Source organism: Microbacterium sp. (assembly GCF_044508325.1).
In the GTDB taxonomy this organism is placed as follows: Bacteria; Actinomycetota; Actinomycetes; order Actinomycetales; family Microbacteriaceae; genus Microbacterium.
This window is the reverse complement of record NZ_JBIQHX010000008.1, coordinates 138,372-152,032: the sequence shown is the minus strand read 5'-3', so window position 1 is coordinate 152,032 and position 13,661 is coordinate 138,372. Positions and strand designations below refer to the sequence as shown.

Annotated in this window: 12 protein-coding genes; 6 read left to right on the top strand and 6 right to left on the bottom strand. The window is 70.8% G+C overall.

Features of this window, described 5'->3' with window-relative positions; genetic code table 11:
* The first annotated feature begins 39 nt into the window (after positions 1 to 39).
* Genes ACIWQI_RS08890 through ACIWQI_RS08880 form a run of 3 tightly spaced genes read left to right on the top strand, consistent with a single transcriptional unit; the run spans position 40 to position 2,683 of the window.
* Positions 40 to 981, top strand: coding sequence for an ABC transporter ATP-binding protein (locus ACIWQI_RS08890; RefSeq protein ID WP_396656794.1), 942 nt, complete (start codon positions 40 to 42; stop codon positions 979 to 981).
* Positions 978 to 1,844 (top strand): ABC transporter permease, encoded by an 867-nt coding sequence (locus tag ACIWQI_RS08885; protein ID WP_396656793.1) that lies wholly within the window; start codon positions 978 to 980, stop codon positions 1,842 to 1,844. Before ACIWQI_RS08890 ends, ACIWQI_RS08885 begins: the two co-directional genes overlap by 4 nt.
* Entirely contained in the window at positions 1,841 to 2,683 is an 843-nt protein-coding gene (locus tag ACIWQI_RS08880) for an ABC transporter permease (RefSeq protein WP_396656792.1), read from the top strand. The genes ACIWQI_RS08885 and ACIWQI_RS08880 overlap by 4 nt, the downstream gene beginning before the upstream one ends.
* Here the strand turns inward: ACIWQI_RS08880 and ACIWQI_RS08875 are convergent, their stop codons facing one another.
* Positions 2,684 to 4,120, bottom strand: a complete 1,437-nt coding sequence (locus ACIWQI_RS08875; RefSeq protein ID WP_396656791.1) for an MFS transporter — start codon at positions 4,118 to 4,120, stop codon at positions 2,684 to 2,686.
* Positions 4,121 to 4,211: 91 nt separating this feature from the next.
* Here ACIWQI_RS08875 and ACIWQI_RS08870 point away from each other — a divergent pair, with 91 nt between their 5' ends.
* Both ACIWQI_RS08870 and ACIWQI_RS08865 read left to right on the top strand, forming a co-directional pair.
* Positions 4,212 to 5,276, top strand: coding sequence for an alpha/beta fold hydrolase (locus ACIWQI_RS08870; RefSeq protein ID WP_396656790.1), 1,065 nt, complete (start codon positions 4,212 to 4,214; stop codon positions 5,274 to 5,276).
* 73 nt (positions 5,277 to 5,349) lie between these two features.
* Positions 5,350 to 7,818, top strand: a complete 2,469-nt coding sequence (locus ACIWQI_RS08865) for a CDP-glycerol glycerophosphotransferase family protein (protein WP_396656789.1) — start codon at positions 5,350 to 5,352, stop codon at positions 7,816 to 7,818.
* 6 nt (positions 7,819 to 7,824) lie between these two features.
* Here the strand turns inward: ACIWQI_RS08865 and ACIWQI_RS08860 are convergent, their stop codons facing one another.
* From ACIWQI_RS08860 to ribD, 5 genes are read right to left on the bottom strand one after another with little or no spacing between them, the layout of a single operon-like run.
* Entirely contained in the window at positions 7,825 to 8,178 is a 354-nt protein-coding gene (locus ACIWQI_RS08860) for a Fe-S protein (protein ID WP_396656788.1), read from the bottom strand.
* A gap of 36 nt (positions 8,179 to 8,214) precedes the next feature.
* A complete protein-coding gene (gene ribH / locus ACIWQI_RS08855) occupies positions 8,215 to 8,682 on the bottom strand; it encodes a 6,7-dimethyl-8-ribityllumazine synthase (protein ID WP_396656787.1) in 468 nt (155 codons plus the stop codon).
* Positions 8,679 to 9,956 carry a GTP cyclohydrolase II gene (gene ribA, locus ACIWQI_RS08850; RefSeq protein WP_396656786.1) on the bottom strand — a complete coding sequence of 426 codons (1,278 nt, stop codon included), beginning with the start codon at positions 9,954 to 9,956 and terminating at the stop codon, positions 8,679 to 8,681. The genes ribH and ribA overlap by 4 nt, the downstream gene beginning before the upstream one ends.
* Complete coding sequence (locus ACIWQI_RS08845) at positions 9,953 to 10,573, bottom strand: riboflavin synthase (protein WP_396656785.1); 621 nt, start codon at positions 10,571 to 10,573, stop codon at positions 9,953 to 9,955. Before ACIWQI_RS08845 ends, ribA begins: the two co-directional genes overlap by 4 nt.
* Complete coding sequence (gene ribD / locus ACIWQI_RS08840) at positions 10,574 to 11,590, bottom strand: bifunctional diaminohydroxyphosphoribosylaminopyrimidine deaminase/5-amino-6-(5-phosphoribosylamino)uracil reductase RibD (RefSeq protein ID WP_396656784.1); 1,017 nt, start codon at positions 11,588 to 11,590, stop codon at positions 10,574 to 10,576.
* A gap of 321 nt (positions 11,591 to 11,911) precedes the next feature.
* Between ribD and ACIWQI_RS08835 the strand changes: the two genes are divergently transcribed.
* Positions 11,912 to 13,639 (top strand): FAD-dependent oxidoreductase, encoded by a 1,728-nt coding sequence (locus ACIWQI_RS08835; protein WP_396656783.1) that lies wholly within the window; start codon positions 11,912 to 11,914, stop codon positions 13,637 to 13,639.
* The last annotated feature ends 22 nt before the right edge of the window (positions 13,640 to 13,661 follow it).

Genomic DNA, 13,661 nt, shown 5'->3' with positions numbered 1-13,661 from the left:
GTGGTCGGGATGTCGGTGGTCCGCGAGTAAAGTGGTCCGGTGCCAGAAGCCGTCATCGCCGCGAACGACCTCGTGAAGACCTACCGGGTCAAAGGGAAGCCCGATTTCCTCGCCGTCGACGGGCTGAGCTTCGAGGTGGCGCCCGGCGAGTCGTTCGGCCTTCTCGGACCCAACGGCGCCGGCAAGTCGACGACCATGCGGATGATCGGCGCGGTGTCCACCCGCACGTCCGGCGAGCTGTCGATCCTCGGGCTCGACCCCGACCAGTACGGGCCGGAGATCCGCTCGCGGCTGGGCGTGGTGCCCCAGCAGGACAACCTCGACGGCGAGCTGAACGCCCGCGAGAACCTGTTCATCTACGGTCGCTACTTCGGCCTGCCGGCGAAGGTGTGCCACGAGAAGGCCGACGAGCTGCTGGCATTCGCCGCGCTGGAGGACAAGGCGAAGTCGAAGGTCGACGCGCTCTCGGGCGGCATGAAGCGCCGGCTCACCATCGCACGCGGCCTCATCAACGATCCGCGCATCCTGCTGCTGGACGAGCCGACCACGGGGCTGGACCCGCAGGCGCGTCACGTGCTGTGGGACCGGCTCTTCCGCCTCAAGGAGCGCGGCACCACCCTCGTGCTCACGACGCACTACATGGATGAGGCCGAGCAGCTGTGCGACCGGCTCATCGTCGTCGACAAGGGCCGCATCATGGCCGAGGGCACCCCGACATCCCTCATCCGCCAGCACTCCAGCCGCGAGGTGCTCGAGGTGCGCTTCGGGTCCGATCGCAACCAGCAGGTGGCGCCGCAGCTGGAGGGGATCGGCGACCGGGTCGAGGTGCTGCCGGACCGCATCCTCGTCTACACGGCCGACGGCGAGCGCTCGCTCGAGCAGGTGACCGCGCGCGGCCTTCAGCCGCGCACGAGCCTCGTGCGCAGGTCGAGCCTGGAGGACGTGTTCCTGCGGCTGACCGGAAGGTCGCTGATCGAATGAGGGCGCAGACGCAGCCATCCCTCGAACAGCTGCGCGACGAGGCGATGCAGTGGGGCCGCAAGCCGCGTGCGCGCGGGACGTGGTACGTCGCCGAGCACATGGTGCGCGCCATGCGCGCCTACGGGTGGACGATCATCGTCGGCGCCCTCGGCCAGCCCATCCTGTACCTCCTCGGACTCGCGGTGGGCCTTGCCGCCATCATCGCCGTGCCCATCCAGGACGGCTCGCAGGAGGTGCCGTACCTGCTGTTCGTCGCCCCCGCGCTGCTGATGACCGCGGCGATCTCGGTCGCCTCGGAGGAGTTCACCTATCCGGTCATGGCCGGCTTCAAGTGGCGGCGCTACTTCTACGGCTTCAACGCCTCGCCGCTGTCGTCCGGCCAGATCGCGAACGGCGTCGTCATGGGCGCGTCGGCGCGGATGCTCGTCGCGGTCGCCGCGTACTGCGCGTTCATCTGGATCTTCTTCGCCTTCCTGTATCCCGGGCAGACGACGCCCGCCACGGGCTGGCTGTCCATCCCGATCGGCGTGCTGGCCGGGCTCGCTTTCGGCGTGCCGCTCATGGCGTACGCCGGCTCGATCGAGGATGACAAGGGCCAGTTCGCCCTCGTGCAGCGGTTCGTCTTCATGCCCATGTTCCTGTTCTCGGGCACGTTCTATCCGCTCACCGTGCTGCCGCTGTGGCTGCAGTGGATCGGGTGGATCTCCCCGCTGTGGCACGCCTCCGAGCTGGGGCGTGTGGTCACCTACGGCAAGCCCGTCGATCCGGCGATGATCGTCGTGCACAGCGCATACCTGCTCGTGCTGACGGTGGGCGGCCTGGTCCTCGCGCGGCGCATCTTCACGCGGAGGCTGGCGAAATGACCACGAGCTCGATCGGCGAGCCCGTCGAGGCGGCCGTGGCCACCCGCCGGCGTGGCGGCGTGCGCGCACTGTGGGCGGGCAACCCGCTGGCGGTCGTGCAGCGGGGGCTCATCGCCGCACGTTCTTCGAGCTGGGTCGTCGTCTTCTCGGGATTCTTCGAGCCGGTCTTCTATCTGCTGTCGATGGGCATCGGACTCGGAAGCCTCGTCGGTGACGTGCAGACCAGCGGCGGAGTGGATGTCTCGTATGCGGCGTTCATCGCACCCGCGCTGCTCGCGGTCTCGGCGATGAACGGCGCGATCTACGACTCGACGTGGAACGTCTTCTTCAAGCTGAACTACGGCAAACTCTACGAGGGCATGCTGTCGACCTCGCTCGGGCCCTTGGACGTCGCACTCGGCGAGATCCTGTACGCGCTGCTGCGTGGGCTCCTCTACGCCACCGGGTTCATGATCATCATGCAGATCGCGGGACTGAACCTGGCGTGGACGGCGATCCTCGCCCTGCCCGCCGTCCTGCTGATCGCCTTCGGATTCGCGAGTCTCGGGATGGCCGTGACCAGCTACATGAAGACCTTCCAGCACATGGACTGGATCAACTTCGTGCTGCTGCCGATGTTCCTGTTCTCGGCGACGCTCTACCCGATCTCGGTGTACCCGGAGTGGGTGCAGGGGATCATCATGGCGTTCCCGCTGTGGCATGGCGTGGAACTCGTCCGCGGCTTCACCACGGGGGTGCTCAGCCCCGACATGTGGTGGCACATCCTGTATTACCTCGTGATGATCGCCGTCGGGCTCGTGTTCACCACCAAGCGGCTGCGCGCCCTGTTCCTGGACTGATCACAGCGAGCCCGTCTCGCCCAAGCCCAGGTTGCCGTCGTAGTCGATGTCTTTGGTCTCCTTCGCCAGCAGCAGTGCGATGAGCGTGAGCACGCCCGCGCCGCTGAGGTACAGCCCCACGAGCCAGGGCGATCCGCCGGCGGCAGCCCACAGCGCGATCGCGATGACGGGGGCCAGGGCGGCGCCCAGGATCGACGACACGTTGTATGCGACCGCGGAGCCCGTGTACCGCACGTTGGTGGGGAACAGCTCGGGCAGCATCGCGCCCATCGGACCGAAGGTCGCACCCATGAGCACGAAGCCGAACACGAGGAAGGCCTGCACGAGCGCTCCGGTGAACTTCGGGTCGGCCTGCGGAAGCAGGAAGAGCGTGAAGGTGAAGCCGAACGCGACGATGCCCACGGTCACCCAGATCAACAGGCGCCGGCGCCCGATCGCGTCGGCCACCGGGCCGGACAGCAGGGTGAACACGCCGAAGAAGACCACGCCGATGATCTGCATGAGCACGAAGTCGGTGTAGCCGAAGCCGAGTCCGGGCACGTAGTGGGCCGCATCGAACGGGGTGCCCGCGGCCTCGGCCGCCGCCTGCGCGCCCTCGAGGGTGTTGGTGGTGCCGTAGGCGAGCGTGAAGTTGGTCATCAGATAGAACAGCACGTATGTGGCCAGCATGATGAACGTGCCGAGCACCACCTCGCGCCAGTGACGGCGGACCGTCTCGCCCAGGGGGAACCGCTGCAACCGGCCGGTGCGCTCGGCCTTCGTGAACGTGCCGGACTCGACGAGCCTGAGGCGCACCCACAGTCCGATGATCACCATGACGGCCGAGAACCAGAACGGCACGCGCCAGCCCCAGGCGAGGAACTCGGCGGAGCGCTGCGCGGTGCCCTCGGCGTGCGGCAGCAGCCCGTTGATGGCCAGGAAGACCCCGTTGGCGATGATGAAGCCGAGCGGCGCGCCCACCTGCGGGAACGTGCCGTACCAGGCGCGCTTCCCGGCAGGGGCGTTCTCGGTCGCCACGAGCGCGGCCCCGGACCACTCGCCGCCGAGCGCGAACCCCTGCGCGAGCCGCAGCACGAGCAGCAGCAGCGCCGCCCACCAGCCGATGTCTCCGTAGGTGGGCAGACACCCGATGAGGAACGTCGCGATGCCCATGGTGAGCAGGGATGCCACGAGCGTCGCCTTGCGACCGTACCGGTCGCCGAAGTGCCCGAAAACGATTGCGCCGAGCGGCCGGGCGATCATCGCGGCGCCGAACACGCCGAAGGACGCGAGCAGAGCGGTCGTGTCGTCGCCGGTCGGGAAGAACAGGATCGGGAAGACCAGCACTGCGGCGGTCGCGTAGGCGTAGAAGTCGTAGAACTCGATCGTCGTGCCCGCGAGGCTGGCGACGACGACACGCGACCGCGGGTTCGCAGACGCCGTGGTGGTGTCGGACATGGCTGAGATTCTGGCAGGACGGACGGTCTCGGCGCTTGACGCCCGTCGTCCAAGCGCGGAAAATCTCGTCCTGAGGAGGCGCTGGAGCCTCATGTCCTGGTTCGACGACGACGTCACCGTGTCGGGGCGCGCTCGCCCGTGGCGCGTGCTCCGAGAATCGGCGCGCGGGCGGCTGCTCGGTCTCGCCGCCGTCGTCGGCGTCGTGGGCCTCGCGGCGTGCACCGCGCCAACCGAGCGCGCGGCCGAGACATCCGCCCCGCCTTCGGCGACGTCCGACGCGCTTGCGGACCGGGACTTCGCCCAACTGGTCGACATCGGTGAGGGCCGCGAGATCTGGGCCGCCTGCGCCGGGCAGGGCTCGCCCACGGTGGTGCTCATCTCGGGACACGGCAACGGCGCCGAGGACTGGTCGCTCATCCTCGACCCCGGCGATCCCGTGCTCGACGCCCCCGGCGACGACCTCTCGGCCGGGATGGGCGAGCTCGTCGCGAGCGACGACGCCGTGTTCCCGTCGATCGCGCGCACCACGCGGGTCTGCACGTACGACCGCCCCGACATCCGCTTCTCGGGCGAGGTGTCGACCCCGAGGAGCCAGCCGCACACGGTCGACCTCGACGTCGAGGACCTTCATGCGCTGCTCGCAGCGATCGGGGAGCCAGAGCCCTACGTGTTCGTCTCCCACTCCTACGGCGGGCTGATCTCGACGCTCTACGCCCGCACCTACCCCGAGAGTGTCGCCGGCCTCGTGATGGTCGACACGGTCAGCGAGGTCATGGCGGAGCTGGTCACCGCCGGGGCACTCCAATGGTGGGACGACGTGAACTCGGCCACCGACGACGTCGTGCGCGAGGGTGTCCTGATCAAGGACGCGTTCGCGCAGATCAACGCCGCCGGTCCCATGCCCGACGTGCCGGCCGTCGTCCTCGTCGCCGACAAGCCGTTCCGGACCGACCTGGTGCCGCCCGAGCAGCTCGCGGGGGAGCACACGACCTTCGACGACTGGGTGGCGATGGTCACCCGGCTGGGCGCCGACCTCGGCGCGAAGACGATCACCGAGACCGACAGCGGCCACAACATCTACATGTACAACCCTGCGCTCGTCATCGACTCGATCCGGGAGATCGTCGACATCGTGCGCGCGGGGGACGACTCCTGAGCGCAGGTCACGGACCCGGCACGTCGCCCCCGCACTCGGCGAGCTCGAAGCCTGCCGTCCTACACTCGATCGAGTGCCCCTGCCCCTGCCTGCTCCTGCCCGGAAGATCGCCCAGCGCGCGCGCCTCGCCGTCACCACGGAGCATGCGGCCTTCTGGCGCTCACGCCCGGTGCAGGTCGATCAGGTGCTCTACGAGTCGTTCGCCGGCAACGGCGTCGGGTGCAACCCGGAGGCGATCTTCCGGCATCTGCTGGACCACCCCGACTACTCGCACCTCAAGCACGTCTGGGCGATCAGCGACCCGGCGTCGATCGCGCGGTTCGAGGCCGAGTTCGCCCGCCACCCGCGGGTGAGCCACGTCCGCCGCGGCTCCCGCGCGTACGTGGCCGCGCTCGCCACAAGCGGCTATCTCGTCAACAACGCCACCTTCCCGCCATCATTCGGCAAGCGCCCCGGGCAGACCTACCTCAATACGTGGCACGGCACCCCGCTCAAGCACATGGGCTTCGACATGCCCGACGGGGCATTCCAATCCGCCAACACGCTGCGCAACCTGCTGTCGGCCGATTACCTTCTGGCCGCGAACCCATTCATGGCCGAGACGATGTACGAGGACGCCTACCGGCTGCGCAACGTGTACCAGGGGCGAATCATCGAGGAGGGCTACCCGCGCATCGACCGCCAGCAGCTCACCGACGACCAGCTGCGGACGGTGCGCCACGAGCTCGAGGGGGCCGGCCTGCGGGTCGGCGCGCGCCGGATCGTGCTGTTCGCGCCGACCTGGCGCGGCTCGTCGTTCAGCGATCCCGACCAGGACGTCGATGCCCTCGCGGCTCAGGTAGAGCGGCTGCAGGAGGCACTGGGCGACGACGTCGTCGTGCTGCTGAAGACCCATCAGATCGTGCATGCCCAGGCTGCCCGCCGCCCGGGGCTGGCCGGCGTGCTGGTCCCGAACGCGATCCCCGCGAACGTCATGCTGGGCGCGGCCGACGCGCTGGTCACCGACTACTCGTCGATCTTCTTCGACTACCTCGCCACCGGGCGGCCGATCGCGTTCCTGACGCCCGACGCCGACGAGTACGACCGGACCCGCGGCACGTATCTGCCGCTGGACGAGCTTCCGGGGCCGGTCGGCTCCGACCCGGCGGCGGTGGGGGCCGCGCTCTCCGAACTGCTCGGCGGCGGGGAGCATCCCCGCTACCGCGAGTGGGCCGACCGCTTCGTGCCGTTCGACGACGGCGGCGCGGCGGCTCGCGTGGTGGACATCGTGTTCGGCCGCCACGAGGCCGGGTATCGGGTGCGCCCCGTGCGGCGCGACGGGCGCAGGCGACTGATGCTGTACCTGGGCGGCATGCGCCCGAACGGCATCACGAGCTCGGTGCTCAATCTCCTGGGCGCCCTCGATCCGCAGCGCTACGACGTCACCGCCGTGATGCCGTACTTCCGGTCCCCGGTCGCCCGCGTCAACCAGCAGCGGGTCCCGGCCCATGTCCGGCAGATCTTCCGCATCGGCGGCATGAACGGCTCCAAGTTCGTGCAGCTGCGCCGTCGCCGCAACGACTGGCGGGGAACGCCCCTCGGACCGCGTGCGGCCGAGTGGCATCTGCGGCTGTGGGAGGACGAGTGGGTCCGCGTGCTCGGCTCCGCGCGCTTCGACTGGGCCGCCGACTTCAGCGGCTACAGCCCGTTCTGGGCCAACCTGGTGCTGCACGCGCCGGCGACCACCCACGCGATCTGGCTGCACAACGAGATGGCGTCCGACCGCAATCGCACCGTCGACGGCAGAGCGCGCATGCGGCGCAGCCTGGGCCTCGTGTTCGCACTGTACCGGCACTACGACCAGCTCGTCTCGGTCTCGCCCAGCCTCACCGCGGTCAACCGCGACGAGCTCGCCGGCTACGCGCCGAGCGTCCGCTTCCGCACCGTGCGGAACCTTCCCGACGTGGAGCGGGCGGCCGCAGGCATCCGGCTTCCGCTGTCGTCCGTGCTCGAAGCCGACGAGCCACGGCCGCGGTGGCTGAGCGACCTCGAGGCGGGCGGCACGCGCTGGTTCATCAGCGTGGGGCGCCTGTCACCGGAGAAGAACCATGCGCGGCTGGTGCGCGCGTTCGCCGCGGTGCACCGCGACCACCCCGACACGCGGCTGCTGATCGTCGGCGGCGGGCCGCTCGCCGACGCGCTGCAGGACCTCATCGCGGCGGAGCGAGTGCAGGATGCCGCGTTCCTCGCCGGGGTGCGCGGCAACCCGTACCCGCTGCTGGCCGCCGCGGACTGCTTCGTGCTCTCCAGCGACTACGAGGGGCAGCCGATGGTGCTGCTGGAGGCCGCGCTGAGCGGACTGCCCATCGTGTCGACGGGCTTCGCCTCGGTGGGCGACGCCCTTCCGCCCGGCTCGATCCACGTCGTCGCGCGGGACGACGCCGCCCTGGCGGCGGGGATGACCGCGTTCCTCGAGGGCGACGTCCCGCCCAGCCGGCTGGACGCCGAGGAGTACACGGCGACGGTCATGGACGAGTTCGCCCGGATCGCCGACGCGCGCTGAGCAGGATCAGCGCCAGAGGACGGCGATCCCGGCGTTGACCAGGGTGAGGATGCCGACGCTCCAGAACAGCACGGGGGAGAGCGGCTTGCCCTTGCGCTGACGCGCACCGCCGAAGCCCAGGATCGCGCCGATGATGAGCAGGATGACGAGCTTCACGCCCAGCTTGACGTAGTTCAGCTCGATGCCGGCCGGCCACGGAGCACCCAGGGCGAGCGCGGTGAGGAAGGCGAGCACCAGGCCCCACGTCATCAGCGGCGTGAAGCGCACGCGCCGGGCCACCGCCTCGACGAGCCAGGAGCCGAAGAGGATGGCGAAGGCGATGATGTGCAGATAGACGACGACGTGCCGCAGGATCTCCATGGCCTCAGCATACCTTGCGCATGACTGAAGGTCAGGTCACAGGCTCCGCAGCGCCAGCGCGGTGCGCAGGGCCGCCTCGGCGGCCTCGCGGCCCTTGTCCTCGTGCGAGCCCGGGAGCCCGGCGCGATCGAGGCCCTGCTGCTCGTTGTCGAGGGTGAGCACGCCGAAGCCGACCGGCTTGCCCGTGTCCAGAGCCACGCGCGTGAGGCCGTCGGTGGCCGCCGACGAGACGAACTCGAAGTGCGGTGTCCCGCCCCGGATGATCACACCGAGCGCGACGACGGCGTCCGCTCCGGACCTCAGCACGGCCTGGGCCACGACCGGGAGCTCGAACGAGCCGGGGACGCGCACCAGCCGATGCGTCGCACCTGCGGCATCGAGGGCACGCACCGCGCCCGCGACGAGCCCCTCGGCGATGGTCTCGTGCCACTCGCCGGCCACGATGACGACGTCGAGGCCGGTCGCGTCGATGTGGCCTCGGTCGGGAACGCCCTTGCCGCTCATGCGCCGGCTCCTTCCTTCATCTGCGCCAGCGCGTCGGCGAGGTCGTCGTCGCCGATGATGTGACCCATGCGGTCGCGCTTGGTCTCGAGGTACTGGTGGTTGTTCGGGCCGACGCCCACGATCAGCGGCACCTGCTCGACGATGTCCAGTCCCAGCTGGCGCAGCTGGTCGGTCTTGTCGGTGTTGTTGGTCATCAGGCGCACGCGCTCGACGCCCAGGTCGGCGAGGATGCCCGCCGCTGCCGCGTAGTCGCGCGCGTCGGCGGGGAGGCCAAGGGCCAGATTCGCGTCGACGGTGTCCAGTCCCCGCTCCTGCAGGCTGTAGGCGCGCAGCTTGTTGATGAGGCCGATGCCCCGCCCCTCGTGGCCGCGCATGTACACGACGACGCCCCCGCGCTGCTCGATCGCGTCGAGCGCGGCGCTCAGCTGCGGGCCGCACTCGCACTTGAGCGAGCCGAACGCCTCGCCGGTGAGGCACTCCGAGTGCACCCGCACGAGGGGTGCGTCCTCGGTGAGATCGCCCGACACGATCGCGAGGTGATCGGTCCCGGTGACCCGGTCCTTGTAGGCCAGGAACCGGAACGATCCGTGCGCGGTCGGGACGGATGCCTCGGCCCGCAGGCTCACACGGCGCCGATGCGGGGCGTGCCCGGGCCCCTTCTGCGGCTCGACGACGTCCAGGTGCGCGATGAGCTGCTCGATCGTGATCACCGGGATGCCTTCGCGCTCACCCATCTCGAGCAGGCCGGGCAGCCGCATCATGCTGCCGTCGTCGGCGACGACCTCGCCGATCGCGCCCACCGGCTGGAGCCCCGCGAGCCGCATGAGCTCGACCGCGGCCTCGGTGTGCCCGGCACGCTCGCGGACGCCGCCGTCGACGGCGCGCAGCGGCAGGATGTGCCCGGGACGGATCACCGAGGCGGGAGTCGACCCGGGGTCGGCGAGCACGTTGAGGGTGTGCGCGCGATCGGAGGCGCTGATGCCGGTCGACTGCCGGTCGGCGGCGTCGACGCTGACCGTGTAGGCCGTGCCGCGCGAGTCCTCGTTGACGGCGACCATCGGCGGCAGGTCGAGCCGGTCGGCCCAGTCCGCCGGCATCGGGGCGCACAGGAACCCGCTCGACCACCGGATCGTCCACGCCAGCCACTCCGGCGTCGCAAGCTCGGCGGACAGCACGATGTCGCCCTCGTTCTCGCGGTTCTCATCGTCGGCCACGATGACCGGGCGTCCGGCGCGCAGCGCCTCGAGGGCCTCCTCGATCGTGGAAAGGCTCATCGCGAGCCTCCTTCCGTGGTGTCGGTCGCGCCGACCTGCAGCAGCCGCTGCACGTGCCGGGCGAGGATGTCGGTCTCGAGGTTGACGCGGTCGCCGGCGGACCGGCGGCCCAGCGTCGTGGCGGCGAGGGTCTCGGGGATCAGCGACACCTCGAACCAGTCGTCGCCGGCCGCGCTGACCGTGAGCGACACGCCGTCGACGGCGATGGACCCCTTGTCGACCACGAGGGGAGCCAGTTCCGGAGGCAGCCCGATCCGCAGCACCCGCCACCGGTCGCCCGGGCGCACCTCGAGCACCTCGCCGGTGCCGTCGATGTGCCCCTGCACGATGTGACCGCCCAGGCGCCCGGTGGCGCTGAGGGCGCGCTCCAGGTTCACGGCGTCGCCGGCGTCCACGCCTGCGAGCGTCGACATGTCGAGGGTCTGCTTCATGACGTCGGCGGTGAACCAGTCGTCGCCGCGGTCGACGACGGTCAGACACACTCCGCTGACCGCGATCGAGTCGCCGTGCGCGGCATCCGACACCGCCTTGGGCGCACGCACGGTCAGCCTGACGCCGTCGCCGGACGGCGCCACGTCGGTGATCGCCCCGATCTCCTCCACGATCCCGGTGAACATTCAGCCCTCCCTCTTGCAGACGACGAGCACGTCGTCGCCGAGTCGTTCGATGGATGCGGGGGCGAACCGTTTCGCCTCCGCGATGGTGCCGACGCCGATGTCGCCCAGTGCGAGCCGGGGTCCGCCCAGCAGCGCCGGAGCCACGTAGACGAGCAGCTCGTCGGCGATGCCGGTGCGCACGAACGCGCTGGCGATGGTCGGCCCGCCCTCCACGAACACACGGTGCACGCCGCGCTCGCGCAGGTCGGAGAGCATGGCGAACAGGTCGTCGCCGCCGTAGAACAGGGGGCGCTGCGGGTGTCGCCGGACGGCCGCGTCCACCGGCACTTCGCGTGAGCCGAGCACGACCGGGATGGGCTGGGCCGGGTACAGGCCGCCGTCCGGGTCGCGTGCCGTGAGTGCGGGGTCGTCGGCGAGCACCGTGCCGATGCCGACCACGATCGCATCGGCGTCGGCCCGGCGGCGGTGCACGTCCGCGCGTGCGGCGGGACCCGTGATCCACTGGCTGGTGCCGTCGGCGGCCGCGACCCGGCCGTCCAGGCTCTGCGCCCACTTCACCGTGACGTGCGGTCGCGCCAGGCGCTGCACCGTGAGCCAGGAGTCCAGCAGCTCGGCGCCCTCGTCGTGCCGGACGCCTGCGACGACCTCGACCCCTGCCTCGCGCAGGCGCTTGGCACCGCCGCGGGAGATGAGTCCGGGGTCGTCGACCGAATACACCACTCGGGCCACGCCCGCCGCGATCAGCGCCTCACTGCAGGGGCCGGTGTGACCGGTGTGATTGCAGGGCTCCAGGCTCACGACCGCGGTCGCGCCGGCTGCGGCGCCCTGCGGCAGCTGAGAGAGCGCGTCGACCTCGGCGTGCGTCGTGCCGGCCCCGCGGTGCCAGCCTTCGGCGAGCACCTCTCCGGCGGGGGAGAGGATGACCGCGCCGACCTGCGGATTGAACCCCCGCGGCCCGCGCCGCGCGAGCTCGAAGGCGCGGCCCATCGCCGCGTGCTCGGTGTCGCCCTGCGCCATCTGTCCCTGTCCTTCCGGACTCCGGGGCTTGCGGGCGCGTGGCCGGGACGCCGCGGGTGCCCGCGACATCCGTGCTGCCTCCCATCCGGACTAGCGACGCCTTCGCATCGCATCACCGTCGGTTCCGGATTTCCACCGGATCAGCCCTCCGCCACGATGTGGCGTCAGGCTCGCGGACTGTCACCGCCGGTTCGGATTCCCACCGACCCCGGAGCACGTTGTGTTCCAGTGTAGTCAACGCGCGGCCCCCGGTTTCATTCCGCGGGGCTGCGCTCCGGTCTCGCCGAGTCGACGTAGCCTGGAGTCGGGGAAGGGGAGCGGATGCCTGAGCACGATGCGGAACAGGGGTTCGCCGCGCTCGCCGGGCGCCCGTACGCCGACGTGCTGATCATCGGCGGGGGCATCAACGGTCTGGCGACCTTCCGCGACCTCGCGATGCAGGGCGTGGATGTGGCGCTCGTCGAGCGCGGCGATTTCGTCAGCGGCGCCTCGGCCGCCTCGTCGCACATGATCCACGGCGGCATCCGCTATCTCGAGAACGGCGAGTTCCGTCTCGTCCACGAGGCCGTCACCGAACGCAACGGACTGCTGAAGACGGCCCCGCACTACGTGCGCCCCCTGCAGACGACCATCCCGATCTTCTCCACCTTCTCGGGCGTGCTCGGCGCCCCGCTGCGGTTCCTGCGCCACGGGAAGGGAGCGCGCCGCGAGCGCGGCGCTGCGCTCATCAAGATCGGGCTCGTCATCTACGACTCCTTCTCGCGCGGCGGGGGCCTCTTCGGCGGCGGCGCGGTGCCGCGCCACGAGTTCCGCGGGCGCCGGCGGTCGCTCGAGGATCTGCCGCGGCTGAACCCCGAGGTGAAGTACACGGCGACGTACTGGGACGCATCCCTGCACGATCCGGAGCGCCTCGCGCTCGACGTGCTCCGCGACGGCGTCGCCGCCGGCGGCGGCCGCGCGCGGGCAGCCAACTACACCGCCGCGGTCGGGGTCGAGGGAAGCCGCGTCGTCCTCGCGTCCGGCGCGGAGCAGGTCGCGTTCGCGGCATCCGTCATCGTCAACGCGTCGGGACCCTGGACCGACCTCACCAACCTCGCCCTCGGCGACCCCACCGCCTACATGGGCGGGACGAAAGGGTCGCACATCGTGCTCGACGACCCGGAGCTGCTCGAGGCGACGGCCGGACGCGAGCTGTTCTTCGAGCACCGCGACGGACGCATCGTGCTCATCTACCCGCTCAAGGGGCGCGTGCTGGTGGGCACCACCGATCTCGAGCACGACATGCGCGATCCGATCGTGTGCACCGACGAAGAGGTCGACTACTTCATCGACCTCATCGCGCACGTGTTCCCGGACATCGTGGTCGACCGCGCGCGGATCGTCTACCGGTTCGCGGGCGTGCGGCCGCTGCCCGGCCATGGCGATCTGGCGCCGGGCTTCGTCTCCCGCGACTACCGCATCGAGTCCCAGCGCCTCGGCGGCGATCCGGCCGCCCCGGAGGTGCTGAGCCTCGTGGGCGGCAAGTGGACGACGTTCCGGGCGTCGTCGGAGCGGCTCGCCGACCGGGCGCTGCAGGCGCTTGCCCAGCCGCGCCGGCGCTCCACCAAGGGCGTCCCGATCGGGGGCGGCCGGGGCTGCCCGACCACCGAACGCGCCCGTCAGCGGTGGCTCGACGCGCACGGCGCCGTCGTCGGACGCGACCGGGCGGCGGTGCTGCTGGACCGCTACGGCACGGTCGCCGAGCAGGTGATCGCGGCGATCGAGGCGGATGCCGCGGACGCGCCGCTGACGCACGCGCCCGGCTTCAGCACCGGCGAGCTGCGGCATCTCGTGCGCACCGAGCAGGTCGTGCACCTCGACGACGTGCTCATGCGCCGCACGTCGCTGGCGTTCCTCGGCTGCGCGACCCGCGACGCGGCCGTCGAGATCGCCGCCGCGATCGGCGACGAGCTGGGATGGGATGCCCCGGCCCGCCGCGCCGAGGTCGACCGCGCCCTCGCGGCGGTGCGGGCCGCAGACCCGACCGAGCCCATGGCTGTCACACGCTAGCCTGGACGCGCAGCAGCAAGGA